24 protein-coding genes are annotated in these 26476 nt (G+C 32.0%); 14 read left to right on the forward strand and 10 right to left on the reverse strand.

The features are described from left to right. The first annotated feature begins 23 nt into the window (after nt 1–23). Nucleotides 24–1307, forward strand: a complete 1284-nt coding sequence (locus U0D62_RS02865) for a UDP-N-acetylmuramoyl-tripeptide--D-alanyl-D-alanine ligase (RefSeq protein ID WP_322193787.1) — start codon at nt 24–26, stop codon at nt 1305–1307. Here U0D62_RS02865 and U0D62_RS02870 read toward each other — a convergent pair. The 6 genes from U0D62_RS02870 to U0D62_RS02895 all read right to left on the reverse strand — a co-directional run bounded on the left by U0D62_RS02870 (nt 1304) and on the right by U0D62_RS02895 (nt 6392). Continuing rightward, nucleotides 1304–2383 (reverse strand): DUF2652 domain-containing protein, encoded by a 1080-nt coding sequence (locus tag U0D62_RS02870; protein WP_322193788.1) that lies wholly within the window; start codon nt 2381–2383, stop codon nt 1304–1306. The two genes, U0D62_RS02865 and U0D62_RS02870, sit on opposite strands and share 4 nt — an antisense overlap. A gap of 408 nt (nt 2384–2791) precedes the next feature. Continuing rightward, nucleotides 2792–3559, reverse strand: a complete 768-nt coding sequence (locus U0D62_RS02875; RefSeq protein ID WP_322193789.1) for a cyclase family protein — start codon at nt 3557–3559, stop codon at nt 2792–2794. Then, the gene (locus U0D62_RS02880; RefSeq protein WP_322193790.1) at nt 3546–4223 is read right to left on the reverse strand and encodes a LysE family transporter; all 678 of its coding nucleotides are present in this window, start codon (nt 4221–4223) and stop codon (nt 3546–3548) included. Before U0D62_RS02880 ends, U0D62_RS02875 begins: the two co-directional genes overlap by 14 nt. 18 nt (nt 4224–4241) lie before the next feature. Further along, nucleotides 4242–5246 (reverse strand): ATP-grasp domain-containing protein, encoded by a 1005-nt coding sequence (locus U0D62_RS02885; RefSeq protein WP_322193791.1) that lies wholly within the window; start codon nt 5244–5246, stop codon nt 4242–4244. A 56-nt stretch (nt 5247–5302) separates the two neighbouring features. Then, complete coding sequence (locus tag U0D62_RS02890) at nt 5303–5896, reverse strand: cytochrome P460 family protein (protein ID WP_322193792.1); 594 nt, start codon at nt 5894–5896, stop codon at nt 5303–5305. Nucleotides 5897–5990: 94 nt separating this feature from the next. Further along, nucleotides 5991–6392 (reverse strand): c-type cytochrome, encoded by a 402-nt coding sequence (locus U0D62_RS02895; protein WP_322193793.1) that lies wholly within the window; start codon nt 6390–6392, stop codon nt 5991–5993. Between the two features lie 482 nt (nt 6393–6874). Between U0D62_RS02895 and U0D62_RS02900 the strand changes: the two genes are divergently transcribed. Beyond that, complete coding sequence (locus tag U0D62_RS02900; protein ID WP_322193794.1) at nt 6875–7207, forward strand: single-stranded DNA-binding protein; 333 nt, start codon at nt 6875–6877, stop codon at nt 7205–7207. Between the two features lie 121 nt (nt 7208–7328). Here U0D62_RS02900 and U0D62_RS02905 read toward each other — a convergent pair whose 3' ends face one another. The 4 genes from U0D62_RS02905 to U0D62_RS02920 form a co-directional block, all read right to left on the reverse strand. Next, the gene (locus U0D62_RS02905) at nt 7329–8213 is read right to left on the reverse strand and encodes a LytR/AlgR family response regulator transcription factor (RefSeq protein ID WP_322193795.1); all 885 of its coding nucleotides are present in this window, start codon (nt 8211–8213) and stop codon (nt 7329–7331) included. 2 nt (nt 8214–8215) lie between these two features. Further along, nucleotides 8216–8815, reverse strand: a complete 600-nt coding sequence (locus tag U0D62_RS02910) for a hypothetical protein (protein ID WP_322193796.1) — start codon at nt 8813–8815, stop codon at nt 8216–8218. A 9-nt stretch (nt 8816–8824) separates the two neighbouring features. Continuing rightward, entirely contained in the window at nt 8825–10369 is a 1545-nt protein-coding gene (locus tag U0D62_RS02915) for a hypothetical protein (protein ID WP_322193797.1), read from the reverse strand. A 315-nt stretch (nt 10370–10684) separates the two neighbouring features. Next, the gene (locus U0D62_RS02920; RefSeq protein WP_322193798.1) at nt 10685–11629 is read right to left on the reverse strand and encodes a tryptophan 2,3-dioxygenase family protein; all 945 of its coding nucleotides are present in this window, start codon (nt 11627–11629) and stop codon (nt 10685–10687) included. A 414-nt stretch (nt 11630–12043) separates the two neighbouring features. Here U0D62_RS02920 and U0D62_RS02925 point away from each other — a divergent pair, with 414 nt between their 5' ends. From U0D62_RS02925 to U0D62_RS02980, 12 genes are all read left to right on the forward strand, one after another. Next, the gene (locus U0D62_RS02925) at nt 12044–12715 is read left to right on the forward strand and encodes a Crp/Fnr family transcriptional regulator (protein WP_322193799.1); all 672 of its coding nucleotides are present in this window, start codon (nt 12044–12046) and stop codon (nt 12713–12715) included. 274 nt (nt 12716–12989) lie between these two features. After that, nucleotides 12990–16529 carry a bifunctional metallophosphoesterase/BamA family protein gene (locus U0D62_RS02930; protein WP_322193800.1) on the forward strand — a complete coding sequence of 1180 codons (3540 nt, stop codon included), beginning with the start codon at nt 12990–12992 and terminating at the stop codon, nt 16527–16529. 100 nt (nt 16530–16629) lie between these two features. Next, on the forward strand, nt 16630–18240 hold the full coding sequence (locus tag U0D62_RS02935; protein WP_322193801.1) for a glutamate synthase-related protein: 1611 nt from the start codon (nt 16630–16632) through the stop codon (nt 18238–18240). Between the two features lie 407 nt (nt 18241–18647). After that, nucleotides 18648–19391, forward strand: a complete 744-nt coding sequence (locus tag U0D62_RS02940) for a hypothetical protein (protein ID WP_322193802.1) — start codon at nt 18648–18650, stop codon at nt 19389–19391. A gap of 5 nt (nt 19392–19396) precedes the next feature. Then, nucleotides 19397–19786 (forward strand): DUF2721 domain-containing protein, encoded by a 390-nt coding sequence (locus tag U0D62_RS02945; protein ID WP_322193803.1) that lies wholly within the window; start codon nt 19397–19399, stop codon nt 19784–19786. Nucleotides 19787–19796: 10 nt separating this feature from the next. Then, nucleotides 19797–21752, forward strand: coding sequence for a thiamine pyrophosphate-binding protein (locus U0D62_RS02950; RefSeq protein WP_322193804.1), 1956 nt, complete (start codon nt 19797–19799; stop codon nt 21750–21752). 46 nt (nt 21753–21798) lie between these two features. Continuing rightward, nucleotides 21799–22980 (forward strand): NAD(P)-dependent malic enzyme, encoded by a 1182-nt coding sequence (locus tag U0D62_RS02955; protein ID WP_322193805.1) that lies wholly within the window; start codon nt 21799–21801, stop codon nt 22978–22980. 14 nt (nt 22981–22994) lie between these two features. Continuing rightward, nucleotides 22995–24002: a S1C family serine protease gene (locus U0D62_RS02960; protein WP_322193806.1), complete on the forward strand. Its 1008-nt coding sequence runs from the start codon at nt 22995–22997 to the stop codon at nt 24000–24002. A gap of 7 nt (nt 24003–24009) precedes the next feature. Beyond that, on the forward strand, nt 24010–24225 hold the full coding sequence (locus U0D62_RS02965) for a hypothetical protein (protein ID WP_322193807.1): 216 nt from the start codon (nt 24010–24012) through the stop codon (nt 24223–24225). Continuing rightward, nucleotides 24222–24632 (forward strand): hypothetical protein, encoded by a 411-nt coding sequence (locus U0D62_RS02970; protein ID WP_322193808.1) that lies wholly within the window; start codon nt 24222–24224, stop codon nt 24630–24632. Before U0D62_RS02965 ends, U0D62_RS02970 begins: the two co-directional genes overlap by 4 nt. After that, nucleotides 24632–25663 carry a Rieske 2Fe-2S domain-containing protein gene (locus U0D62_RS02975; RefSeq protein WP_322193809.1) on the forward strand — a complete coding sequence of 344 codons (1032 nt, stop codon included), beginning with the start codon at nt 24632–24634 and terminating at the stop codon, nt 25661–25663. The genes U0D62_RS02970 and U0D62_RS02975 overlap by 1 nt, the downstream gene beginning before the upstream one ends. Before the next feature lie 14 nt (nt 25664–25677). Next, entirely contained in the window at nt 25678–26475 is a 798-nt protein-coding gene (locus U0D62_RS02980; protein WP_322193810.1) for a hypothetical protein, read from the forward strand. Nucleotide 26476: the final 1 nt, after the last annotated feature.

Genomic DNA, 26476 nt, shown 5'->3' on the forward strand with positions numbered 1-26476 from the left:
GCTTTTTAATTCGTTTTTGTTATATGACAATTGCCAATATTCATCAATTATTTTTAAATAGCAATGGTGTTTGTACAGACACCAGAAACATTATAGATAATTCCATTTTTTTTGCATTAAAAGGGGAACGTTTTAATGCAAATACTTTTGCAAATCAAGCTCTAGAACAAGGCGCGTCTTATGCAATAATTGATGAAAAAAAATATGTAACATCAGAAAAGTATATTCTCGTAGATAATGTTTTACAAACGCTACAGCAATTAGCGTCTTACCATCGTCAATATCTAAAAATACCTATAGTTGCATTAACAGGAAGTAATGGTAAGACAACAACAAAAGAATTAATCTATAATGTTCTTTCTACCAAATACAATACAGTTGCTACCGTTGGCAATCTAAATAATCATATTGGAGTTCCTTTAACATTATTATCCATGAACTCAGATACCGAGCTCGGAATTGTTGAAATGGGAGCTAATCATTTAGAAGAAATAGATTTTTTATGCTCTATTACTCTTCCTGATTACGGATATATAACCAATATAGGAAAAGCCCATTTAGAAGGCTTTGGAGGTTTAGAAGGCGTATTAAAAGGCAAAACAGAATTGTATCGACATTTACAAAAACAAGAGAAACTTATTTTTGTAAATGCTGATGATCCAAAGCTTTTAAAGGCTTCTAAAGAAATGAAAACTTTTACATTTTCTGAGTTTTCTAAAAGTGATTTGCATATAAAATTGCTTCAAGCAAATCCTATGGTTTCTGTAGAGTTTGATAAAACTATAATCAACAGTAACCTGATTGGAACGTATAACTTTTCTAATATATCGGCAGCAATTTCTATCGGAAATTACTTTAGTATAGAAACTGATCATATTAAAAACGCTATAGAATCTTACAACCCTTCTAATAATCGCTCGCAGATTATCAAAAAGAATAATAACACTATCATTCTAGATGCATATAATGCTAACCCTTCTAGTATGAAAGCGGCTATTGATAATTTTAAACAGTTAGATTATAGTTCTAAATGTGTATTTCTTGGAGACATGTTTGAACTTGGTAAGGAGGCGGCTATTGAACATCAAAGTATTGCAGATCTTATCTGTACTACCGATGTAAATTCTATTTTCTTAATTGGAGAAAATTTTGAAAAAACTATCACCTCAGATTCTCGTATCACAAAATATAAATCCTATGAAGACTTAAAAAATCACTGGGATTCAAATTCAGATGCTCTAAAAGATGTCATACTCATCAAAGGCTCAAGAGGAATGAAATTAGAACGTATTCTTGATTTAATCTAATCACTATCCTTTTCTACGTACGTTTTTAACTCTTCTAAAGAACTATTTAGCGATTTTCTGAAATTTTTTTTCATAATTAAAGCTAACAGTATTTTGTTAAAGATCGATTTTGCTTTTGGATATAATTCTACTCTCAAACGACAGGTGTTTTGTGAAACTGGGATAAAAACAAAAAATTGATATAGGGCATCAATTGGCACATCTTTAGTTAGTTCTCCATAAATTAAATAACCAGGCTCTACCTCTTTCGTAACCGTTGTAAAGTTTAATCGTTTTCCATCGATTACACAAACGTGTTCTGAGCCTAACCTAGTAATTTCTTCTGGATTATATTCTAACTTATCTACTCCTTTTGCCCAAAGATGTCTGTAGCTATAATTTGTAATATACTCCATTAACTTTGTAGCAGATACATCGAATTCTTTCTCAACTACTACACTTGGATCACAATTAAAAACTACATTTTCAGGAGTTGCGAAAGGCCTAAGTTTTAATTTATTATTATCTATTTTAGAATACCTATATAGAATTTCTTTTTCGTCGTAAACATCTCCGCTTTTAGAAAAATCATACAATACACTTTGATATTTTTCTGGAAGCCCTATAATTTGTGATAAGTCTTCACTTAGCAATGCATAATTATCACTAGATATAGAGTTTTTAAGTAATCTATGAGCCTGTATTACTGATTCTCCAAAAGGTTTTCTTTTTTCTTGCACGGTTATAAACTGTAACTCACCACAATGTGCTATTATCTTTAACTGAAGGTTTGGAGCTGTAGCACACGCATTACAAGGACAAACACGATTTTTTTCTAATAACTTAAGATGGCTATAGAATGCTGTAAACATTGTCTCAATTTGAGCTAAAAGTTTTTCCTGAGATGGAATCTCATTTTCCTTAAAAAAAAACAAAGCATCGCCTTCTACTTCTGCAAGCCGCAAATTTTGTGTATTCGCCTTAATCAAAACTTCTAATAATTCTGAAATCACATGTTGACTGTGTTCAACTTCTGTATTTTGAACAAATTGTGTAAACCCTGATATATCAGGTATAAATAGTAATGATTTTGGCATCTGATCAAATTTTTAACCCTCATATCAAATCTAACGATTAATATTTAACGAAAATCATATCGCATTAAATTAACATCATCCAAAATTTATCTTAAAATCGTATAAACAAAAAAAAGTGGAAAGAATATCATCCTTCCACTTTTTATGAGATAATCCGTAATTGTAGAATTTTTATCCCCTAAACTCCACGTTATTAATTAATATACAGATTATATAAAATAGCTAATTGTACCTGCTGAAGGGTCACACGAAGCTATACTTATTTATATGTATAGAACGCACTACATACTATCTACCCTACCCCCTGAATTAAAATAATTTAAAAAAACCTATAAAACAGATTGAGCAGTTTTCTTTTTAAAACACAATAACCTAATTATAAGTGCTTTACATTATATAAAAATATAATTATTTTTCATCAAAAAGTGCAACTACTCTAGCCGGTGCAGCAGAAGCACCAACTATTTTTAAAGGAAAAACAGCTATTTTAAATCCATTATATGGCAATTCGCCTAAATTAACAAGTTGTTCCATATGACAATATTCTTTATTTTGCCCTACAAGATGAGCCTCCCAAAACAAATCTGGATCTGATGTTTCTTTAGCTTTTTTTATTAAATATGGCAAAGGTAAATCCCAACCCCAGGAATCAATCCCCATCACTTTTATCCCTTTATCTATTAGCCATTCTGTAGCGGCTGCACTCATACCTGTTCCTATCTTATGAAAATCTTTTGTTCCATTAAATTTATCTCTACCTGTCTTTATAAGAACGATCATCCCTTCTTTAACTTCTAAATTTTCTTTTTTTAGAAAACTTTCAATATCCTCAACTGTTATAGGGTCGAAATCAAGTTTGTGTTTCATATCTATTACCAAGCCTTCTCCATAGCACCATTCTAAAGGAATTTGATCAATAGTTTTGGCTGGTTGACCATTGCAAATAGGAGAATAATGCCAGGGAGCGTCTATATGTGTAGTTGCATGCACTCCCATTTTTTTGATAGTATCATCTGCCCAACCAGTAAAATCTTTTGGAAATAGTTTAAAAGGCAGTCCTAAAATTCTAATCAGCCATTTTGCTTTTTTATGAGGTTTATGTTTTATTTTCACCTTCATAAACCAAGGATCTTGTTTGTTGTATTGGATAGGTTTAGATAAGTCAACGATTTTCATTTGTGTGATATTTAAGTTTGGTATTCTTATTATATTGTTTGCCAAACAAATATATCATGTAGATTGAAAACCCCAGATATGTAAAACCTAAAAAAAGAGTGATTATATAATTATATTGGTAATAATTTTGAAAAATATGACTCCCTGAGTACATAAATATCATTAAGGCCATAAAAGTTCCTATTGCTATTGCACTACCATACAGTAATTTAGAAATCAATTTATTCTGAAGAATATTTTTGGCAATTAATGTGTTACTCCAACCTATCCAAAATGGAATTTGAATAAAATTTAAAGCGCTTAATAGTATTCCTAAAAACAGTGATGATCTTATTGTTGAAAACAAAGTATGTTCATTTTTTAACTCAACAGGTTTTCCCAATTCCATGAATTTGGAAACTGCTAAATAAAATAATAGAATAACCGCTATCAATAGTAAATACAGGTAATTCTTTGTTTTAATTTTGAATCTTTTAATTCCTCCTAATATAAGAAGGACAATTATTAACTCAATTAAAACCACTGCACAGGCAAAAACCAAAGCTTTACTTACTCCTTGAGAAGCAGCTATTTGAAAAGCAGTTACATTTAATATTCCTGGAGGGAGCGAACCCAGGAAACTTATTAGAAATCCCGATAAAAACACTTTAAAACCAGCCTTCATACCACATAATTATGTGCTCTATACTCTTTTTAAATACTTAATAAATTCTATCATTTTCATGGGTTTTACTCCATTTTCAATTTGGTTTTTTGATATTCTAAATAATACTTTCCAGTGATCCAATAATGTCATTACTGCATTAAAAAAAGAGTGCTTCGGATCATAAATATGTGCTGGTTCGCCAGATACTCCATTTATTTCCATAATTGCAAAGTTTTGTAACTTTTTTAAATCATCAATAGATGCACACTTTATATCAAACCTTCCATAATTAAGATTAGGAATCGAATTGCATATCTGATCAAATGCCTTTACCAAATCTTCATCAATCAAATCGTTAGCATCCAAAAACATTGTTCCCTTGGTATGATTACCTATAAATTCTATTACAACAGATTTTCCTTTTTCAGGAATTTCTTCAAGTAAATGAGATTTTTCTTTTTCAAAACGTTCTACCTGTAATATTGCCCTATTGTTTCTTTTCATTAACATTCTCACATTATCGATACCGTTACCTGTTACGGTCAAGAACTTTTTTTTACAGACAGAAGATATCACTCCTTTCTTATTATTGGGGTATTTATAATATAAAACTGCAACTTCCAAAGGATAGGATACAAAATCCTGAATAATAAATTCACCAATGTTTTTCTTTAGATGTTTTTTTAATTCTTCTTTAGTAGCGCAGATGTGGACATTGTATCCTCTTTCTCCAATATTAGGTTTTGCTATTAAAGGAAATATAATTCCTTCGTTCTTTATATATTCTAAAACTTTTGAAAAAGACATATCCTTTGTCACAAGAATTGATCTGGGTATATACTTCTCAGGAATTTGTTTTAGAATATCTATTTTACTTTCATTCACAAAACCTCCTGTCTCAATTTGAGGATTTATGGTAGTAAAGTAAAGAAACGATCTTAATCGAATAGAAGAAACTATCCAATTTACAAATACAGGAATATATAATATCCAAAAAGGCCAATACTCCCAATTATTAAACTTAATAATAAGTTTTTTCATTATACATAATCGAATCTATTAAATGTAAAGAAGCATATAATAAGCTAACTTTTAATTTAATTTCTATTAGATTCAGATTTTAAAAAATCACTATTCATAAAAACATAATCATCTTTTGCCGCTACAAAAATGTGGCACTTAGTACAGAATTTTGCTTTACCAGATGTTCTGGTAGCTATTTTTTTTGCATTAAGTTTACTTGCATATCCCCAATCTCCTGTTTCTGGAGATTCTCCTTCTTTTAATTTTACCATTAGTTTTATACTAGGTTTTTTTCCGGATTTCCAGGCTGCTTCATTCTTATATTCTTCTTTTACAATCATTGTTCCTGCAGGGTATTTATAAGGCGCAGAACCCTTGTTTACTGCTTCTCCTATTTTATTTACATATACTTCTCTATATGCTTTAATCCCTTTATGTTTTCCTGATAAAAAGCCTGTAGGATCTCCGGTATTTGGTTTATCTTTTGTAATCCTATACCAATTCTTATAATCACTATAATCTAACTGAAAATCGATTAAAGCTATTTCTACTTTATCTTTATTTGTAATTGGAACATATCTATCAGTTGCATTATCCATCCTCTTATTAAAACTTAGTATGACAATACTCAAAACCAGTATTCCTGGTAGTATAATTCTTTTTTTCATTTCTCTTTCTTTTAATATTTCTTACTCAATTCATAAATAAAACATAGCCAGAGTCGTAAACTCATTTATTCCAAACTTGTGTTTCAATACTATATTATTGCGCAAAAGTGTTTATAAAATTGACCAAGTTCCAACGTTCTTCATCTGAAAGTATCGAACCCCAATTGGGCATACTTCCTCTCCCATTAGTTATTTTCCAAAAAATCTCTCCATCTACTTGGTTTTGTACTCTATCAGATGTCAAATCAGCAGGTTTTGGATTCAATCGTGCTCCTACTGCTCCATCTCCTTTTGCACTTTCGCCATGACATACAGCACAACGTTTCATAAAGATTTTCTTTCCTTTTTTTGCCGCCGAATTACGATTTTTCTCTGCTACCGTATTTTCTATCTCTTTAGCAGTTTCTGGAGCTACCCATTTTTCATTCTGGATATCAATTTTTGAGAAACCGAAGATGATCAAAGTTGTTGCTATAAGTAATATGTTTCTTCTCATAATAATTAAGGTGTTAAAAGCAGTTTTAAGTTTTTAATTAATTCTTTATTCGTTTCATATTAATTAACCCTTAACAGGGTTAATTTCATTTTGATATTAGTATCTAAATAAGAATAGAGGTATTATATGCACACCATTAAACTAGCTTAGAAACTATTTTCAAAAAGCTTTTGAAGTGCCAAACTAGATAATTATAATAAGGATGGGTTGGACAATATTACATAAAATCACATATTGCAAAATATCAACTCATTAGATTCAAGAGCATAATAACCCTAACAACAAACGTTTTTTACTTCCTGATAATCAATACATATACACTTAAAAAAGTGATTTCATAATCAATTACAAACGACTACAAACAATTACAAACGAAATTAAACACTTCCTAACCGAATCTCATAATTTCTTGATTTTATGTTTGCATTGTCGAAACATAAGAACTCGATAGTATCAATTGTTTAACACGAAAAATTAAAATTATGAACACGATAAAAAACAAAGTACAGTTGATTGGAAACTTAGGACAAGAACCTGAAATCATCACTCTAGATTCAGGGAGAAAACTAGCTAAATTCTCTATAGCTACCAATGATTACTATTACAACAAGCAAGGTGATAAGGTTACAGATACACAATGGCATAACATTGTGGCTTGGGGAAAAACAGCAGATATCGTTGAAAAATATGTAACCAAAGGTCAAGAAATTGCTATTGAGGGTAAATTAACTTCTCGTAGCTATGATGACAATGAAGGGACTAAAAGATATATTACAGAAGTAGTGTGCAGCGAACTCTTAATGCTAGGAAAATAGATACCGCTTATTACTAACTATAAAAACAGGGATCTATTGATTGCAAGGCTTTCTTTAGGTACCTGTTGTTATATAAATATGGAGGTAGATAGTTAGAAATTTTCTTATATCCTTAAGTATTTCATGCTCCTATCAATTTCAGATATTCTTTTTTATAACTATTACTTACTCTAAACAAAGTTCCATCTTTCATTTTGGTATCGATTTCTCCATGGTTAGAATATATAAGCTTGTCTATGTAATCTATATTGACAATTGTTGAACGATGAATTCTTACAAATTTCTTATCATTAATATCTTTTAGAACACCGTCTAAAGAGGTACGTAAAACGTATGATTTATCAATAGTTTTAACATCAACGTAACTACCTGAAGCCGAAATGTATTTGATTGTATCTATAGGAACTAATGATGCTTCTTTTCCAACTTTGATAATAAGTTTTTTATTGAATTGAGAAATAATATTCTGCTCAAGAGTTTCATCTTTTACATCACTTAAAAGTAATCGTAATTGGTTTTCAAATATTGATGTCTTTTGTTCTATTTCCATAGTATGTGCTTTATCTTTATTTTTAACATACATAAAGAACAAATACATTAGTGTACTAAACAGAAGTGCTTGTATTGCATAATATGAATTATCAAAAACATAATATCCAAAAACACGCTTATCTTCATAATAGTTATGAAACCCAAAAATATTGTATACTATTATTTCATCTAAAGTATATCGTATTCCTGCAAAAAGAAAAAGCATTAAAAATATAGCCACAAAAAAAGTAATCAGATTCTTTTTAGGAAGTGTTTTAGGGCAGATCACTTTATAATTAATAGTATAAACACTAAAAAAAGTAATAAAGAATGTTATTTTCAGTAAAATTCTTCCAGGTCTCAAATTATCCAAAAACTTTTCAGAGCCCATATACACATAATTACTAAAAACCTCCATCAATACTATAATAACACCTAATATAAAATGATATTTAAATGTGTTTTTAATTTTCATATCTAGTACAACTCTTTTAAAAGTTCTCTTAAATTATGATTTTTATTTTGTAATTCTCTTAAGATACGCTTTCTTATTTCTAAATATTTCAAATATTGTTCTGCCCATTTTTTTTGTTCAAATTCATATTCGTTTGAAGTTTTAAAATTGCTTCTGATTATTGCAGTCGATTTTTCTGAAATATCAACCAATTTTTGTTCTACATACATTAAACGCTGTATCCCGTTAGCAAACCCTGTTAAAGCGATGTAAACTTTTGGATTAAGTACTTTATAACCTTGATCCGTTAATAGAGAAATAGCATTTATAGGATATGCTGGAGAAAGAAAAATCACTCCTGTAAAATCTGGAATCTCTTGATTATTTAATTTGTTTTTGAATTCAATATTATACCTTTCGTGGTATGAAATAATTCCTGAAAATAACTTATCATATTTACTTAATCCTATATGTAGTAATTCGATAACTTGTTTCGTTTCTTCTTCTTCTTTTTTTTGTTCACGGTAATTGGTAAACAAGAAAGCCAAACTAACTCCAATAAAAACAATAATCAGGTCTAAAATTAGCTGTAGGTAACTTATTTTTCCGAACATTTTTTTCATTACCAGGTATTAAAAAGAAATCATTCCACCTATATTCCAATAATACAAAAAACATATTAAGAGAAAATACGACAAGGTTACCGTAACTAAGTATATTTTATGCTTTTTCTTCCCATCGTTTTTTAGAAATAAAATTGTTTTATAAACAAAATAAACTGCTGTCAACAGTAGGGCTATATATATCCAAATACTCCATGAGCTTTTTACAATTAGAGAAGAATTGATACTATATAAAATTGTATAGATTTGTAAAGAAACAATTATAACTGCAATGATAGAAGCAACAAGTATTTGAACTATCAGTTTACCATACAAGTAATAGTTTTTCGTTTTATTAGATTTTGAGAGTTTATATAAAACTACTGGTACAATCAACGTAAAACAGATTAGAATAAGAACTCCACCAATTGATATTTTTTTAATTAAACCTGTTTTAAAACTACGTTGAAAAAGGCTAACAAAACTCTTAGTATCTCTTTGAGAATTATTAAAAAGAATAATAGCATCATACCCTTCTAATAAGAACTTATTATTATCAGAAAAATCAGAAGAAGAACCATCTATTTGATTTAAATATTTTTTACAATCCAATAAAACTATATCTGAGTATTTAAAAATATCTTCTGTAACAAATTGTAGATCTTTGTGATAATTAAACACTCCTATTGCTAATGCATTTAGATTATTTTGATATGCTTTTTTTATAACATGATTGCCTAATGTTTCAACACCATTGGGACCAATACCTTTTATAATATGTGCCCCTCCCATTTTGAAAATTGCTTTTTGCTTTGGCTTTTTTTGGATATAAGAATCAAATTGATTCATCATAAATTTTTCTCTCAACTCAACCGAAACCTGCCTAGATATTTCTTTACGTTGGCCTGCTTTATAGGTTACATAAATCTTCATCGAGATTTGAAGGTTATCTAATATTTCTTTTGCTTCAGAAGGAAGTTCTTTTCCAAAAGCTTCTTTAATAGCTTCAAAATCATCATAATGAGGTTCTACCAAGTAGTTTCCCATTTTTAGAGATGCCTTCAAAAAAGCTCCTTTAGCTAATCGTCTTGCACTTTCATTGGGAGCAAGTTCTACAAGACGTTGAAAAGGGTGAATTGCCGTCACCATCTGATCTATTCCCCAAATCTCTGATTTTTTCTCAGCAGATTTTATAAGTGCAATTTCTTGGTCATAATCAAATGCCACAGAATGTGGATATTTTGTTATTACTCGTTCGACTCCATTTTTTGAGATATTATGAGCGCTCCATTCATCCATTTCTAATACTAAATGAAATTGTTCTTTTTCATTTAGTATGTTATGTACAAAACGTACTAGTTTAGGGATTTCACTAATCCCATGTTGTTCTCCAAAAAGATAAAACTGAGTAGTATCCCTTTTATTCAAAATCCAATCAATTCCTTTACCAGAGTATATCTGATCAGTTTTATTAATAGAATATAAATAATGATCTGAGTTTTTATCTTGGGCTATCAATAAACAGGTATTGAATAAAGCAACAATTAAAAACAACGATATAGATATTGATTTCATTTTAGAATTTATGAGTTATACAGTTTATCACCCAACTTTATAAGCTCGTAAATTCTAAAATTAAATAGGAAGGTTTTACAATTATGTTTTTAACTATGGGATATTTGTTATAAATAACAAGGTATCTGTAATGAATACTTCTTTAGGTTTTATATTTTTTGATCAATAAAAAAACAGGACCACAGATATAATTATCCTTTTAAAAATTTACCCCAGCAGTATTTTGAGAAGAAAACTATAAGAATAATTTATTTAAACATATCACATATGATCATTTAAAAAGTTTAGTTCTGTTCGATTATATTTTGATCGTCTTTATTTTATTTTTTCATATCCCTCAAGATTGGTAATTCCCCAATTTTCAAGTTCAAACTCACTCCATAATTCTGGAAAAAAAATTCTTCTTTGATATCTTGGATGCATATATTTATGCCAATTGCTTCCTCCTGTTGCTTCTACATTAACTTTACCAGAATCCAAATACTTTGCAGCGGTATTATAATGATGCATTACCCAATTAACATTTACCGTATGATCATAGTGCCTCATAGCATTTATTAAATCTTTATTTTTTTGATAACCTTCTGGCAATTGTTTAAACTTAGTCCAAAGGTTTACTGTATTATATTCCTTCATCCAGCTTATCAATTCTTTTTTATACTTATCCTCAAAATTGAGCATTAACTTGCTCTTTTCCCCTGTTTTATAATCCTTTCCTGCTGCTTGCCAATACATATGATCAAATGCATGTACATAAGATGTTTCTCTATTAATCGTTTTTCTAAATCTAAAATCAATCAAATTAATCAACTCTGTAGAAGCAATCTCAATTTTACGATATTGTACCGATTGAAAACCACTAGCAGGAGTTAATGTTGTTCTAAACTTCATGTACTGACTTATTTCCATACCATCGCTCATAATATCAAAAGAGTTAGAAAGCATATCAAAATACCTGCTTACTCGCATCAAATGCATTTCAAATTTTTCTGGGGTAATATTCTCTTCTTCCGAGATCTGATTCATTTCCCACAAAATCATTTTAAACAATAATTCATTAATTTGATGATACATAATAAACACCATCTCATCGGGTAATTGAGTTCGTTTGGTCTGTAATCCTAATAAAGCATCTAACTGAATAAAATCCCAATATTGCATAGGTTCTGAATATAATAACCCTGCAAGATGTGTATTAGGATCTTGTCCCATTGCTGTATATTTTCTATCAATTGCTTCTAATAATTCTTCTCTATTCATAATAATATCTAATTAAAAAAATGTAATTATATCCCCAATACGGTCTTGTCAAATTGTAAAAACAAAACCTTTAGGATTTCTCAAAAATCAATTAAACTGAAGTTATTACGAAAAAGGAGATTTTATATTTATATAGCTTGCCATTCTATATAACGAATGGGTGATAAGACTTCTATTGCTATATTTTTTAGACATTAGGAATACCTTAAATATTGTGACCACTAAAGTATCATTTTTATTTTCATTTTAAGACATAAATTAATCATATATACATATTTATAACACAGTATCCTTATAACCAAAAATCTACAAAAATTAACAGATTGTCGTCTGAAGTAACTTCTGGAAATTTATCCAAGAGTAATATTGTTAGAATTCATTATTTTTAACATACTAACTATTAAATCCCCTTTTTTGAATACATATACCAAATATTGGTTTTTAGAAGGATTCAATCTTTTTAACAAACTCGGCAGACTCACTATGATGCGCATGTGTGAAATCCTTGAAATGGAAAATATGGATAAAGGGACTGTTATCGAACTTAAAAACGATGACAAAAAAAACATCTTTTTCTTAAAAAAAGGAACTGTCAAAATTGTAGATACCGCTTCTAATAATGTCAAATACATAGTCAAAAAAGGACATATTTTTGGTGAATTATCTCTTTATGATGAACAAGCTGCTGTAGAAGAGCAAGCCATTACTTTAGAAGATTCTATCGTTTGCTATATAGAAGCCGATCGAATGGAGCGTATTATGGAGAAACATAAATCTCTAAAAAACGGAGTTCTTAAAGTATATGGTTTGCGTATAAAAAAATTAGAACGCCGCTTACAAGATCTTCTGTATAAAGACAGTACTACCCGAATTAAAGAATTTATTATCGATTATATAAAAGAGTTTGGAGAAATAGATAATGATAGAATTGTTGCCAAAAATCTATTGTCTCATAAAGACATTTCAAACCTTACAAACACTTCACGTCAAACCGTTAGTAATGTGATGAGTTCTTTGCGAAAGGAATTATTAATCGATTATGATTCACAGCATATTTCAATGCCTGAAAAAAACGCGCCCTTATGATCTTCTTTAAACATATAATAGAAAACAATTTTAAAACAGAAAGGAAAAAAGTGCAAGCAACTCAAGATTGAATTCCCGAAGTTACCGGATCATAAAACAAAGCTTATAAAGTATTAATCACTCTGTTTATTATTAGATTTTTTTTGACTCTGATAACTTGACAATGAAAGAAATAAAATAAATGAAGATTATAGTAAAATAGCTCTTTTACTACTTTCTGTACAGGTGCAATATTTTTAACACAACAACTAAAAACATAACTAAAACTAATCAAATGAAAATTTCTATCCAGACAAAACACTTTTACGTTCTGTTTCTTTTTTTCTTTGGCATACAAGGATACTCTCAAGAGTTAGAAAAATCGATTTTTATAACTGCTAATACTGGAAATACCAATAATCAAAGTATCTTAACACAGATAACAAATCATTCTCAAAAAACCAATTCTTCTACATTATTAATATTAGGGAATGCAACAATAAAAGAAGGCTTTAGTAGTCCAGAAAGTGAAAGTAAAATAAATTCGCAATTAGACATTATTTCTTCTTTTAATGGTAATACTATCTTTACTCCAGGACATTATGAATGGGCTACTAATGGCCATAGAGGAGTTCGTAAACTAGAGAAGTTCATCCAAAACAACGATAATGTAAAATTTTATCCTGATGATGGTTGTCCTATTAAGAAAAAAGATCTTAGCGAAAATGTTGTTTTAATTACGATAGATTCTCAATGGTATTTAGAAAACTGGAATAATCATATTTATCTTAATGAAGATTGTGACATAAAAAACAGGACCCTGTTTTTTCTTGAATTTGAGAGTATGCTAAAAAAATCTCAAGATAAAATCAAGATCATTGCAATTCATCACCCTACTCATTCTAATTCTGCTTTTGGTTTAATATCTAACACGGCAGGTGCTTCATTAAATGATTATGAAAACAAACAATATAGAAAGTTAAGGAATCGATTAACTACTTTGGCAAGGCAAACAAAAAACACCATTTTTGTTTCGGGTCATGATAAGAATTTACAATACATCAATCAATATGGCATTCCTCAAATCGTTAGTGGTTCAGCGTCAACGACCAAAAGAGTTAAAAAGGTAACTAACGGTAATTTTGCTGTCGCCAAAAAAGGATATGCCAAATTAGATATTCATAAAACAGGAAAAGTCACTATAGATTTTTATTCTTCAGAAAATGGAACCTCAACTTCAATTTTCTCAACAATTGTTTTTGACGAACCCAAAAAAGGTATTGAATATTCTTTTAAACCTAAAAACAGTTTTTCTAAAACACAAAACGCTTCAGTTTATTCAAAAGAAGAAACCAAAAAAAGTAAATTATATCGCGGTTTATGGGGTAATCATTACAGAAAATATTATAGTAAAGAAGTAAATGCTCCTGTTGTTTTTCTAGATACCCTTTTAGGAGGGTTAACACCAGTGCGAAAAGGTGGTGGGCACCAATCTTTATCTTTAAGACTAGAAGATAAAAACGGTAAGCAATATGTAATGAGAGCTTTACGAAAAAGTGCTACTAGGTTTTTACAGGCTGTTGCATTTCAAGACAACTACGTAGAAGAAGATCTTGAAGACAGTTTTGCTGATAAGTTTTTATTAGATTTTTATACCACAGCACATCCTTATACTTCTTTTGCTATTGGCACATTATCTGATGCTGTTGGTGTTTTTCATAGTAACCCTCAATTGTACTATATTCCTAAACAACAAACTTTGGGGCAATACAATGATGAATATGGTGACGGGTTATATCTTTTTGAAGAAGCTGTAAATTCAACACATACAGAGCAGGCAAGTTTTGGTAAACCTGAAGATATTATAAGCACTGATGAAATTTTAAGAGAAGTCCATAAAAAGGGGAAATCTACTGTAGACGAACCATCTTATATAAAAGCTCGATTATTTGATATGCTTATCGGTGACTGGGATCGTCATGAAGATCAATGGCGATGGGGTCTTTTTAAAAACGCAGATGGTACCAAAACTTATAAACCTATCCCAAGAGATCGCGATCAGGCTTTCTCAGTGTTTGATGGAGGTATTATTTCTTTTTTAACACAAGCTATTCCTGAATTAAGGAAAATGCAATCTTTCAAAGAAGAGTTAAAAAGCCCTAAATGGTTTGCACTCGCACCTTACCCATTAGATATGACTTTCTTAAATAAATCAGATTGGGATGATTGGGAAAAACAAGCAAAATACCTTCAGGACAATATTACAGATGAAATTATTGATCAAGCTTTCGATAAAATTCCAAATGAAATTAAAGGAACTACCATAAATGAAATTAAAACAAAACTAAAAGGAAGAAGAGCCAATATAGTAGATATCGCACATAAATATTATAAGTTCCTAAATAAATTTGAAGTATTAGTGGGTACTCAAAAAGACGACCTTTTTGAAATTACCAGGCTTTCTAATGGAGAAACAAAAGTAGCAATCCATCGCAAAGACAACGGTATTTTTAATAGAACCTTTAATAGAGATGAAACTACAGAAATATGGATCTACGGATTAGATGGAAATGATACTTTTAAGGTTACAGGAAAAGGAGATGATTTAATAAAACTAAAAATCATTGGTGGTAAAAAGAATGATACCTATGATTTTGAAAACACCAAAAAAGTAAAAATTTATGATTATAAAAGTAAAAACAATACTATAATCAATAAACGATCCAAAAAATGGTTAGTAGATGATTACGGAATCAATAATTATGATCACAAAAAACGTAAATACAATTTTAATCAAATACTTCCTCTTATTGCCTTTAATCCTGATGATGGGTTACGCATTGGAGTCTTGGATCATTTTACATATTATGGATTACAAAGAAACCCTTATACTCAAAAACATTCTCTAAGCGCATCTTACTATACTGGATCAAGCGGTTTTGACATCTCTTATAAAGGTGAGTTTTCTAATATTTTTCATAATTGGAATTTTGGGATCGAAGGGTTATATACCAGTCCTAATTTTGCCATCAATTTCTTTGGTGCAGGAAACGATTCAGAATATGATAGAGATGAAATGGATTTGGATTTTAACCGTACCAGAATTAGAAAATGGAATGCTGCGATATCCTTGATATGGAGAGGTCGCGATGGAGGCTACTTTCAATTTAAGCCGCTCATAGAATCTTTTGAAGTAGAAAACACCACAGATAGGTTTGTAAACACTTTCTTTCCTGCAAACAGTTCTGTTTTTGAGCAACAAACGTATGCAGGAGCAGAAGTTACTTATCGATTTAAAAATAAAAATGACATTGGATTTCCTACTCTAGGAATGGATGTAGGTATCACAGCAGGTTATAAATCTAATATTGATGGAGGCGATAATGAAAATCGTTTTGCCTATATAGAACCTCATATTGCCATTGACCATAAACTAACAAAAAATGGAAGATTAGTTCTTGCCACAAAACTTGGCGGCGAAGCAATTCTTGGTGATAACTTTGAGTTTTATCACGGAGCGCAAATAGGAGGAACTCATAGTTTAAGAGGCTTTAGAAATGAGCGATTTACGGGTAAATACTCAGTGTATCAAAATACAGATTTACGTCTTCAAATGGGTAAATTTAAAACCAGTTTCGTACCTTTAAAATATGGCATCACTGGTGGCTTTGATTATGGAAGAGTGTGGTTAGAAGATGATAATTCTGATAAATGGCACAACAGTGTAGGCGGATCTTTTTGGGTAACCGGTTTAGATACTTTTACTGCTAATGCAGGTTACTTTGGCAGTTCAGATGGAGGTAGATTAGTCTTCGTTCTTGGATTTGCTTTTTAATACCTCAGTAAGTTTATAGAATAATTTAAGACCAAGTTAACATATTTGTTTTGATTGCGATCCACAATTTACTAATACAAAACACTAAAACAACAAACCAATGAAGAAACCCATTGCCATTGCACAACTCAGTGATTTAAAAGATAAACAACCAACACACGCCCAAGTCAATGGGTTAGATTTGGTCATTGTAAAGTTTGATCAAGAAATTTCAGTATTATACGGAAGGTGTCTTCATAGAGGTGCTTTGATGGCTGATGGACATATAGATGGTCATAATCTTATATGTGGAGTTCATGGATGGGATTATCGGTACGATACCGGAGTGTCAGAATACAATAATAGTGAGGTGCTTCATAAGTTTACTTCACAGATAGAAGGAGATAACGTATTGGTAGATGAAGTAGAAATCAATGCCTATCTTAAAGATCACCCTCAGCCATTTAATCGTGACGAATACTTAGGCGATTACGCTGATACGCATCCCGAAGATACAGAACCTTATACCAATTACATTAAGCATTTAGCTCAGTATGGACTTAAAAAAATTGGACATCATGGTTTTTCAGAAGCCATGGGGGTTGATCGCAATACATTACCAAAATGGGAAAACATTCAGTTTCTTCCTGCACAACTTGCCAAAAAACCTTTATTAGATGATGTAGAAGTATCTTCAAAAGTAATTATTGGACCTAAAGCAAAGAAACCCTTAACTTTAGAAATCCCTCTATTTGTAAGTGATATGAGTTTCGGGGCACTCTCTCGAGAAGCAAAAATTGCTTTATCGACCGGTGCAGAAATGGCAGGGACAGGAATTTGCTCTGGCGAAGGAGGAATGCTTCCAGATGAACAAGCAGAGAATTCCAGATATTTTATGGAGTATGCCTCTGCTGGGTTTGGATTTTCATGGGATCGCGTTACCAAAGTGCAAGCTTTCCATTTTAAAGGAGGACAAGGAGCAAAAACAGGAACCGGAGGACATTTGCCTGGTGAAAAAGTAAAAGGTGAAATTGCCAAAGTACGACAGCTCAAAGAAGGTGAGCCCGCTATATCTCCTGCTACCTTCACTAATCTAGTTACTATAAAAGATTTTAGAGAATGGGGGGATAAAGTAAGAGAAGTATCTGGTGGTATCCCTGTAGGATTCAAGTTAGCAGCCAGTCATATAGAAAAAGATATTGCTTTCGCACTTGAATCTGATGCAGATTATATTATTCTCGATGGTCGTGGTGGTGGAACCGGAGCAGCTCCAACCGTATTAAGAAATAATATCAATGTACCTACAATACCAGCGCTGGCTAGAGCTAGAAAATTCTTAGATCAACAAGGTGTTAAAGATGTTACTTTAGTAATTACAGGTGGATTGAGGATTGCAGAAGATTATGCTAAAGCTATGATGCTGGGAGCAGATGCCATTGCAGTTTCTAATGCTGCAATACAAGCTGTAGGATGTATTGGGATGAGAGCCTGTAATACTAATAATTGCCCTGTAGGTGTTGCTACTCAAAAAGAACATCTTAGATCTCGATTAAAAATACAATCCTCGGCCAGACAATTAGCTAATTATTTTGAAGCATCTACAGAGTTGATGAAAGTAATTGCCAGATCATGTGGGCATAATGATATAACACAATTCAATTTTGATGACCTGACCACTTTCGATTATGACATGCATCGATTGACGGGCATTAATTATGCTGGGGTTTTATAAATAATTTGGGTTTATAAAATAGTTTTCTTGTTCAATGGCTCGTCATAATAGTTAACAAGAATGAACGATAAGATTTGTGTGTTCATTGAGACTAAAAGATAGTCTTATTGAAGCTAACACGCATATTTTATAATAAACCTGAAAAACATTTTTGAGCTTTATCATTCATTGGGAGGCTACCCTCTTTCTGGAATAGATTTTATTATTGAAAAACGAAAGATTAGTCAATACTTCTAATGAAAACAATTATGACTTTGAACCAAGGAAACTTTTTGTTATTGAATAGCTTAAAAGCTTTGTAAGAAAGTTGAATGATGAAGTTTTGATCGTTGATGTGATTTTACCTTTTTAATTATAAGTAAAGAAAAACATAAGAACATTATAGAAAACTAACAAACCTGAAAAAAATGACAACTCAATTACATTTGGCTGCGCAGTATCTCGCTGCTGCAGGAATAAGTTTTGTAGACAAAAAAGATGATGATAGTCATACCAATCTGGGATTTTCTATTGAACAAGGAAGTCTTTATACCAGAAAACTAAAAGGACAATCAATTGTGCTCTCTCTTAATTATGATCTCTTTATTTTAGAATGGAATGATCAGGGCAAAAAAAATGTATTAAAACTAGATGGAACATCTCACGCCGAAGTACTAGACTGGATTCAAAAAATGGCTAAAACGAGTAATATTGGCCCATACACTTACGATTTACATTATGAATTACCATACAAAATACAAGACGACTACATATTTAAATTAGAGGATTTAAATGGTTTACAAAAATTAAAAGAGCAAAGGATTCTTACTAGTAATATTCTAAGAGAGTTTTTGAGTATAAATCGTTTAAATTCTGAAATTAGGATTTGGCCTCATCACTTTGACTCTGGAGCTTTTGCTCCTTTAGAAGATGAGTCAGGACTTGCTGTTGGACTAGGTCTTGCAATACCAGATACAATGATTCAAGATTACTATTTCTATATAAGTGCGTATCAAGGTCATAATGGTATTGATACATCTAGTTTCTCTCCTCTTACAAATGGCGTATGGAAAAATGATGGTTTTAAGGGAGCCGTACTTCCTATAACTGGAATCGATTTTTCTAAAGGAGTTCAGTTCTTTAATGAAGCATTTAACGCTTATAAAAACTAAAGTTCATGGAGCATTGGTATATTCCTGCAACAATCATTCCCGGTATCGGACTTTTGATTCTATCTACTTCTAACTTATTAATAAACTTGAGTACAGAAATCAAAGGTTTGATAGAAGAAGTATCGATAGAAAAAAAAATGATTCAAAGAAAATTAAAACAGCTAAAATTACTTAACAGCGCTATGGTGTTTTTATACATAGGGGTCGCTTGCTTTGTTATTTCGGCTTTGGTTTCTGGATTGTATAAGAGTATTGATAGTAATTCTGATTCTGCTATCTACATTACCATTGCTGGAATCGCAAGCATTCTTCTAGGATTAATCACTCTCATTATTTATTCGTTTAGAGCAGTTAAAATAAGGCAAGATCAATTTCAACATAAAATAAACAACTAAAAAAACAAGTATGGCTTCAGATAAAAAAACAGTTTGGTATAAAGTATTAGACAATAAAGAAAGGCTTCCAGAAGGAAGAGTTCAAACCGTTACCGCAGGTCATCAAGGAGTTTGTCTAACACATTTTGAAGGAAAATTCTCTGCATTAGATAATCGATGTCCACATCAGGGTGGTCCTTTAGGAGAAGGATCTATAGAAAACGGAATGCTTAGATGTCCTTGGCATGGATGGGATTTTCATCCCTGTACCGGATTACCTCCTGGTGGTTTTGATGATGGAGTCGCAACATTTGATGTTAAAGAAGAAGATAATGCTATATACGTTGGCATTCCTGAAGAACCTGATCATGAAGAAACTGTTTCTGATGTAATGGTTCAAACCATGGTTAATTGGGGTGTCGATACTGTTTTTGGAATGGTAGGACACAGTAATCTTGGAGTTGCCGATGCTATGCGTAGACAGGAAAAAGAAGGTAAGCTACGCTATTTTGGTATTCGTCATGAAGGTGCTGCAGCTTTTGCTGCTTCTGGATATGCTAAACTTACTGGTAGACCCGCTGCTTGTTTTGGTATTGCTGGTCCGGGAGCGACTAATATGTTTACCGGTATGTGGGATGCAAAAGTAGATCGAGCACCATTATTAGCACTTTCTGGACAAGTAAACACTCAGGTTGTAGGTACGGGTGCTTTTCAGGAAGTGGATTTGGCAAAAGCCTTTGAATCTGTTGCAGAATTCAATCATGCTGTTCATCAAAATTCGAATCATAGTGAATTAATGTCTCTAGCGATGAAGCATGCGTTAATCAAAAGAGACGTTTCACATCTAACTTTTCCCGATGAAGTAGCATTTTCTAAAAAATCTAAAAAAGACAAAGCCCAAACTCCAGAAAATAGGATTACACCATTTAATATTTCTCCACCAAAAGAAATGGTAGACAAAGCAAGTAAAATGATTTTGTCTTCAAAAAGGCCAGTGATTGTAGTTGGTCACGGAGCTCGATTTAATATGAACGCAATCATTTCATATGCAGAAACTTTAAACTGCCCGGTCATTACTACATTTAAAGGAAAAGGATTAATTGCTGATCACCACCCATTAGGATGTGGTGTTTTAGGTAGAAGTGGTACTCCTATCGCTTCTTGGTTTATGAATGAAAGTGATCTCTTAATTGTGTTTGGAGCTTCATTCTCTAATCATACAGGTATTACTCCTAAAAAACCAATTATTCAGGTAGATTTTGATCCGATGGCCTTAAGTAAATTCCATAAAGTTGATGCTGCCTTATGGGGAGAAATCTCAGAAACTCTGGGGATTTTAGAAGAAAAAACAAAAGGCAAAACAAATACAATAAATCAAAAAGCTGAGATTGCCCAACGATGGGAAATCTGGAAAGAAGAAAAACAAAGTAGACTTGAAGATTCAAGTATCAAAGGATTGAGTTCTATTGCTCTATTTGATGCAATGAATAAGGTAACTCCTGCAAATGCTGTAATTGCTGTTGATGTAGGAAACAACACCTACTCTTTTGGGCGATATTTTGAGCCTAAAAATCAGTCTATACTCATGTCAGGATATCTGGGTTCTATTGGATTTGCTTTACCTGCAGCAATGGGCGCCTGGGCAGCGCAAGGACATGAAAGACCAATCTGGTCAGTTTCAGGAGATGGAGGTCTGGGACAATACCTTGCAGAGATTTCGACACTTGTAAAATACAATATGAATATTAAGCATATTGTGTTAAATAACTCAGAACTCGGTAAAATATCCAAAGAACAAAGAGCGGCAGAATTAGATGTATGGCAAACATCTTTACACAATCCAAGTTTTGCTCAATTTGCAGAAAACTGTGGAGCACTAGGAGTTCGAGTAGAAAAGCTAGAAGATCTGATCCCTGCAATGGAGAAAGTTCGTGACCATAATGGTCCGGTACTATTAGAAGTGGTAACCGATGTAAATTTAATTTAAACTTTGAACTCGCAAGAGCAATTCATAATAACATAATAAACCGCGAATGGCTAAACACGATTTTTACAAAGAATCTCTGGATCTTCATGCAAAGCATAAAGGAAAAATCGAGGTGATCTCTAAAATTGAAGTAAACGATTCTGATGATCTCTCAAGAGTGTATTCTCCTGGAGTTGCAGAACCTTGCAGAGCGATTGCCAAAGATCCTGATAAAGCATATGATCTCACAATCAAAGGAAATACCATTGCTGTTGTTTCTGATGGCACTGCAGTTTTAGGTCTTGGTAATATAGGACCAGAAGCAGCAATACCTGTTATGGAAGGTAAAGCAATGCTCTTTAAAAAGTTTGCTAATGTAGATGCATTTCCTATTTGTTTAAACACCACAGTAGCTAGTGAAATTATAGAAACGGTAAAACGAATTGCGCCTGTTTTTGGAGGTATTAACCTTGAAGATATTTCTGCTCCCCGCAGCTTTGAAGTAGAAACTGCATTACAAGATATTGGTATCCCGGTATTTCATGATGACCAACACGGTACAGCTATTGTTGCCCTGGCAGGTATAATGAATAGCTGTAAAGTACTAGGAAAAGATATCGCTGATCTCAAAATTGTGATCAATGGTGCCGGAGCGGCGGGGATTGCTATTTCAAGGTTACTACGATGTATCAGTATAGATCCTAATGTATGTATACCAGTAAAAGATGTTTTAGTTTGTGACAGTAAAGGTATTATTCATAGAGATAGAGATAACTTAAATACTGCTAAGATAGAGTTGCTAAATTATTCTAATCCTAATAATATCAAAGGAACTTTAAAAGATGCAATTAAAGATGCCGATGTATTTATTGGTGTTAGTGTTGCTAATATCCTGACTGCTGATGACATTAAAACTATGGCAAAAAACCCTGTTGTTTTTGCATTAGCCAATCCCGATCCAGAAATAACACCTCAGGAAGCTCTTAAAGGTGGAGCAGCCATTATTGCTACAGGAAGAAGTGATTATCCTAATCAGGTAAATAACGTATTAGCATTTCCAGGAATTTTTAGAGGAGCATTAGATTGCCGAGCAAAACGTATTACACCCAAAATGAAAATCGCAGCAGCACATGCCATTGCAAATAGTGTAAAAGATCCCAGCCGAGAATTTATTATTCCGAAAAGTTTAGATAATCAAATTGCAATTAATGTAGCCCAAGCTGTAAAAGAAGCATACGTAGCACCCTAAAAACGTAAATACTAATGAGAACATTAATCTGTATATTAATCATAAGCTTTGGTATTCATGTAGAAGCCCAAGATTTATCAGGGTTATTTGCACAATTAGATCCGGCAGTGGTAACTATTGAAGTTACCCAGTATAAGATAAAAGATCAACAGCTTACATCGTCTGGTGGGTTAGGTTCTGGAGTAATTATTAGTGAAGACGGATTGATTCTTACCGCAGCTCATGTAGTTGATTTTGCTAATGAAGTATCTGTAAAATTACAAAATGGCACTTCTGTAAAAGCAGATGTTTTATCTGCTTCTTCAGCTGCAGATGTAGCTCTCTTAAAACTGCGTACAGCGCCTACAAATCTAAAACCCGTAAAGGTAGGGAATTCGGATACGGCCAAAATAGGAGAACAAATTATCATCATAGGAGCTCCTTTAGGTTTAGAACACTCTCTTTCTGTTGGACATATCAGTCGAAAAATGAGAAAGAATATGCTTACAAATGGAGAAATGGCTGGGTTTATTCAAACAGATGCATCTATCAATCAAGGAAATTCGGGAGGGCCAATGTTTAACCTCAAAGGAGAATTAATAGGTATTGTAAGTTTTATTTTATCTAATAGTGGTGGTTTTGAAGGATTGGGTTTTGCAGTAGATATCAATACCGTGAAAAAGACCATGTTTGATGTTAATAATTTCTGGACAGGTTTTGAAGGAGTCTTCCTTAATGAAACAATGGCAGGTGTTTTAAATACTCCTCAAAAATCGGGTGTATTGATACAACGAGTAACTCCTAATTCTTTTGCTTCTAACATTGGTTTAAAACCTGGTTTTTTACAGGCAGAGATTCTTGGGCAAAAAATATGGTTAGGCGGTGATATTATTTTAAGCATACAAGGAACAAGTTGTACCGCTCCTCATAACCTTGGGAATATTAAACGACAAATCGAAAATCTAAAAGCAGGTGACAAAGTACGTATTGAAGTTCTTAGAAAAGGAGAACGAGTAGTATTGGAAGCAGGTTTTACTAAATAAGGTGATTATGATAATAATAGACATTTTTTTAACGATTCTGGGCATTTATGCAATTATAGGAGTGCTCTTCGGAATTTACTTTTTTATTAAAGGTGCTTTTCAAATAGATGAATTGATTGCTGATAGTAAATGGACAGTACGTTTGTTGCTCGTTCCTGGAGCAATTGGTTTATGGCCCATTCTTCTTTTAAAAATACTTAAAACTTCAAAAACAAAAGCATGACTTCAGGACTTAGAAACACTCATAAGATCATATGGATATTGCTAATCATCGCAGTACCTATATTGATTATTTTATCTGTTCAAAGCATCAAAGAGCCTTTGTTTTCGGATAATGATGAACTATTTATATCAGAAACTTCAAATCAACGCACAATCCTAGAAGATCAGAATTTTTTGATACATATTAAAGAGCAAAATACAGGAAATGTTCTTCATATCATTCTAAAAAAACCTTTAAAAAGTGCTTCGTCTCTTGTTTATGGAATCACTACTGATACTCAAAAAGAGGTTTATATAGGAACGCTAAATAATACCGGACAATACTCTTTTGATATTGATAAATTGATCAAAAAAGTAAAGATCTATGATGAGATAAAGCAAAACGACATACTTAATATAGAACTATAATGGGAGTAAATTATCAACCAGTACTATGGAACCGAAATAAAAAGATCTATGATAAATGGATAGCCATTAGTATGCTTATCTATCTTGTAAGTTTCATAGGAGTTACCATTTTAACAAATAGTGAAACAAGTGCAGAGACACTGATCATAAGAGCTTTTGGTACTTTAGCAATCGCTTTACTACATATTATATTAGCCATTGGCCCTTTGGCCAGAATAAATACAAGGTTTTTACCATTGTTATATAATCGAAGGCATCTGGGAGTAAGTATGTTTTTGGCAGCTCTAGTTCATGGAGGGTTTTCTATTTTTCAGTTTCATTCCTTAGGAAACGTAAATCCTATTTATGCGGTGTTTACTTCTAATATGGATTATGGTTCCATAGCTAATTTCCCATTTCAGGTATTAGGATTTTTGGCATTAATAATCTTATTTCTTATGGCTGCCACCAGTCACGATTTCTGGTTAAAAAACCTTTCACCAAAAACCTGGAAGCGTCTGCATATGATGGTGTATTTTGCTTATTCCTTAATCATATTACATGTATTCTTAGGTGCATTTCAACAACAACCTTCTTTATGGTCCATTGCAGTATTAAGCATTGGTTTTTTGACTATAGCAGGATTACACATAACTACAGCAATAAAAGAAACCAAAGTCGATAAATCCAAAACCGAACAGGTTGAAGATGGATGGGAGTATGTATGTGATATTGATGAAATCCCTGAGGATAGAGCAAAAATATTCATTGTCGATAAAGAACGTATTGCTGTTTTTAAATACGACAATAAGTTATCGGCTATATCAAATGTATGTAAACACCAGGGCGGTCCTCTTGGTGAAGGAAAAGTTATAGATGGATGTGTTACTTGTCCCTGGCACGGATATCAATATCTACCTCATAATGGACAATCGCCACCACCATTTACCGAAAAAGTGGCTACGTATCGCTTAAAAAACAAGAATAATAAAATATATGTTCTTCCAGAAGCTTTAGCAGAAGGAACCGAGGTTGAACCCGTTACTTTTTAAATAAAAAAGACATTATGGAAAAAAAGAAAGATGATTTTTTTGTTGGTTATATAGATGATGTTTCTCCTACAACCAAAAAGACAATAAAAAGTTTTGTATGGATCAGTCTACTTGTTCTTATAACAATTGCAATTGTATTTGCTTTTACGCAAAATACTTTTAAAAATAGTTCATTTGAACTCACTACCAATACAAAAATTATGGGAGTATACCACGAGATGCCCTATCCCATGTTAAAAGTAAAAACTGGTGAAGAAACATTCAAAAATATAGTATTACTTGGTTTTGGAAAATCAAGTGCCAATCCTTTTCTGAAAAAGATAAGAGATGAAATCTCTGAACTATCTGGTAGTATGCTCAGTATCGAAGGGAACCTTATCTACTACAACGGAAAAACGTTATTACAAATTACCAGTGATGAAAAAGTTACACTTCTGGAAAAAGCAAATTCAGGAAGACTTCCTCAAACAAAGTCGATGGTTAAAGGCATGGAACTTAAAGGCGAGATCATTGATCCCAAATGTTATTTTGGTGTAATGAAGCCTGGAAAAGGTAAAATTCACAGAAGTTGTGCCGTATTATGTATCTCTGGAGGTATCCCTCCAGTATTAGCAACAACTGATAAAAACAACATATCAGAATATTATCTGATCACAGATAATAATGGAAAGCCTATCAATAAAGATATTTTACCCTACGTAGGTAAACCTTCAATTATTAAAGGAGATATAGTACAGTTAGAGGATTGGTATCAATTGCGTATCGACACTAAAGATATTCAAGATCTTAACCTTCCTTCAAAAGTATATTGAT

This window comes from Aquimarina callyspongiae, assembly GCF_034322225.1.
In the GTDB taxonomy this organism is placed as follows: Bacteria; Bacteroidota; Bacteroidia; order Flavobacteriales; family Flavobacteriaceae; genus Aquimarina.

Bases quoted from the DNA above. Each gene is read 5' to 3' on its own strand.
- U0D62_RS02865 (WP_322193787.1), top strand. From the start codon at position 24: ATGACAATTGCCAATATTCATCAATTATTTTTAAATAGCAATGGTGTT.
- U0D62_RS02870 (WP_322193788.1), bottom strand. From the start codon at position 2,383: ATGCCAAAATCATTACTATTTATACCTGATATATCAGGGTTTACACAA.
- U0D62_RS02875 (WP_322193789.1), bottom strand. From the start codon at position 3,559: ATGAAAATCGTTGACTTATCTAAACCTATCCAATACAACAAACAAGAT.
- U0D62_RS02880 (WP_322193790.1), bottom strand. From the start codon at position 4,223: ATGAAGGCTGGTTTTAAAGTGTTTTTATCGGGATTTCTAATAAGTTTC.
- U0D62_RS02885 (WP_322193791.1), bottom strand. From the start codon at position 5,246: ATGAAAAAACTTATTATTAAGTTTAATAATTGGGAGTATTGGCCTTTT.
- U0D62_RS02890 (WP_322193792.1), bottom strand. From the start codon at position 5,896: ATGAAAAAAAGAATTATACTACCAGGAATACTGGTTTTGAGTATTGTC.
- U0D62_RS02895 (WP_322193793.1), bottom strand. From the start codon at position 6,392: ATGAGAAGAAACATATTACTTATAGCAACAACTTTGATCATCTTCGGT.
- U0D62_RS02900 (WP_322193794.1), top strand. From the start codon at position 6,875: ATGAACACGATAAAAAACAAAGTACAGTTGATTGGAAACTTAGGACAA.
- U0D62_RS02905 (WP_322193795.1), bottom strand. From the start codon at position 8,213: ATGAAAATTAAAAACACATTTAAATATCATTTTATATTAGGTGTTATT.
- U0D62_RS02910 (WP_322193796.1), bottom strand. From the start codon at position 8,815: ATGAAAAAAATGTTCGGAAAAATAAGTTACCTACAGCTAATTTTAGAC.
- U0D62_RS02915 (WP_322193797.1), bottom strand. From the start codon at position 10,369: ATGAAATCAATATCTATATCGTTGTTTTTAATTGTTGCTTTATTCAAT.
- U0D62_RS02920 (WP_322193798.1), bottom strand. From the start codon at position 11,629: ATGAATAGAGAAGAATTATTAGAAGCAATTGATAGAAAATATACAGCA.
- U0D62_RS02930 (WP_322193800.1), top strand. From the start codon at position 12,990: ATGAAAATTTCTATCCAGACAAAACACTTTTACGTTCTGTTTCTTTTT.
- U0D62_RS02935 (WP_322193801.1), top strand. From the start codon at position 16,630: ATGAAGAAACCCATTGCCATTGCACAACTCAGTGATTTAAAAGATAAA.
- U0D62_RS02940 (WP_322193802.1), top strand. From the start codon at position 18,648: ATGACAACTCAATTACATTTGGCTGCGCAGTATCTCGCTGCTGCAGGA.
- U0D62_RS02945 (WP_322193803.1), top strand. From the start codon at position 19,397: ATGGAGCATTGGTATATTCCTGCAACAATCATTCCCGGTATCGGACTT.
- U0D62_RS02950 (WP_322193804.1), top strand. From the start codon at position 19,797: ATGGCTTCAGATAAAAAAACAGTTTGGTATAAAGTATTAGACAATAAA.
- U0D62_RS02955 (WP_322193805.1), top strand. From the start codon at position 21,799: ATGGCTAAACACGATTTTTACAAAGAATCTCTGGATCTTCATGCAAAG.
- U0D62_RS02960 (WP_322193806.1), top strand. From the start codon at position 22,995: ATGAGAACATTAATCTGTATATTAATCATAAGCTTTGGTATTCATGTA.
- U0D62_RS02965 (WP_322193807.1), top strand. From the start codon at position 24,010: ATGATAATAATAGACATTTTTTTAACGATTCTGGGCATTTATGCAATT.
- U0D62_RS02970 (WP_322193808.1), top strand. From the start codon at position 24,222: ATGACTTCAGGACTTAGAAACACTCATAAGATCATATGGATATTGCTA.
- U0D62_RS02975 (WP_322193809.1), top strand. From the start codon at position 24,632: ATGGGAGTAAATTATCAACCAGTACTATGGAACCGAAATAAAAAGATC.
- U0D62_RS02980 (WP_322193810.1), top strand. From the start codon at position 25,678: ATGGAAAAAAAGAAAGATGATTTTTTTGTTGGTTATATAGATGATGTT.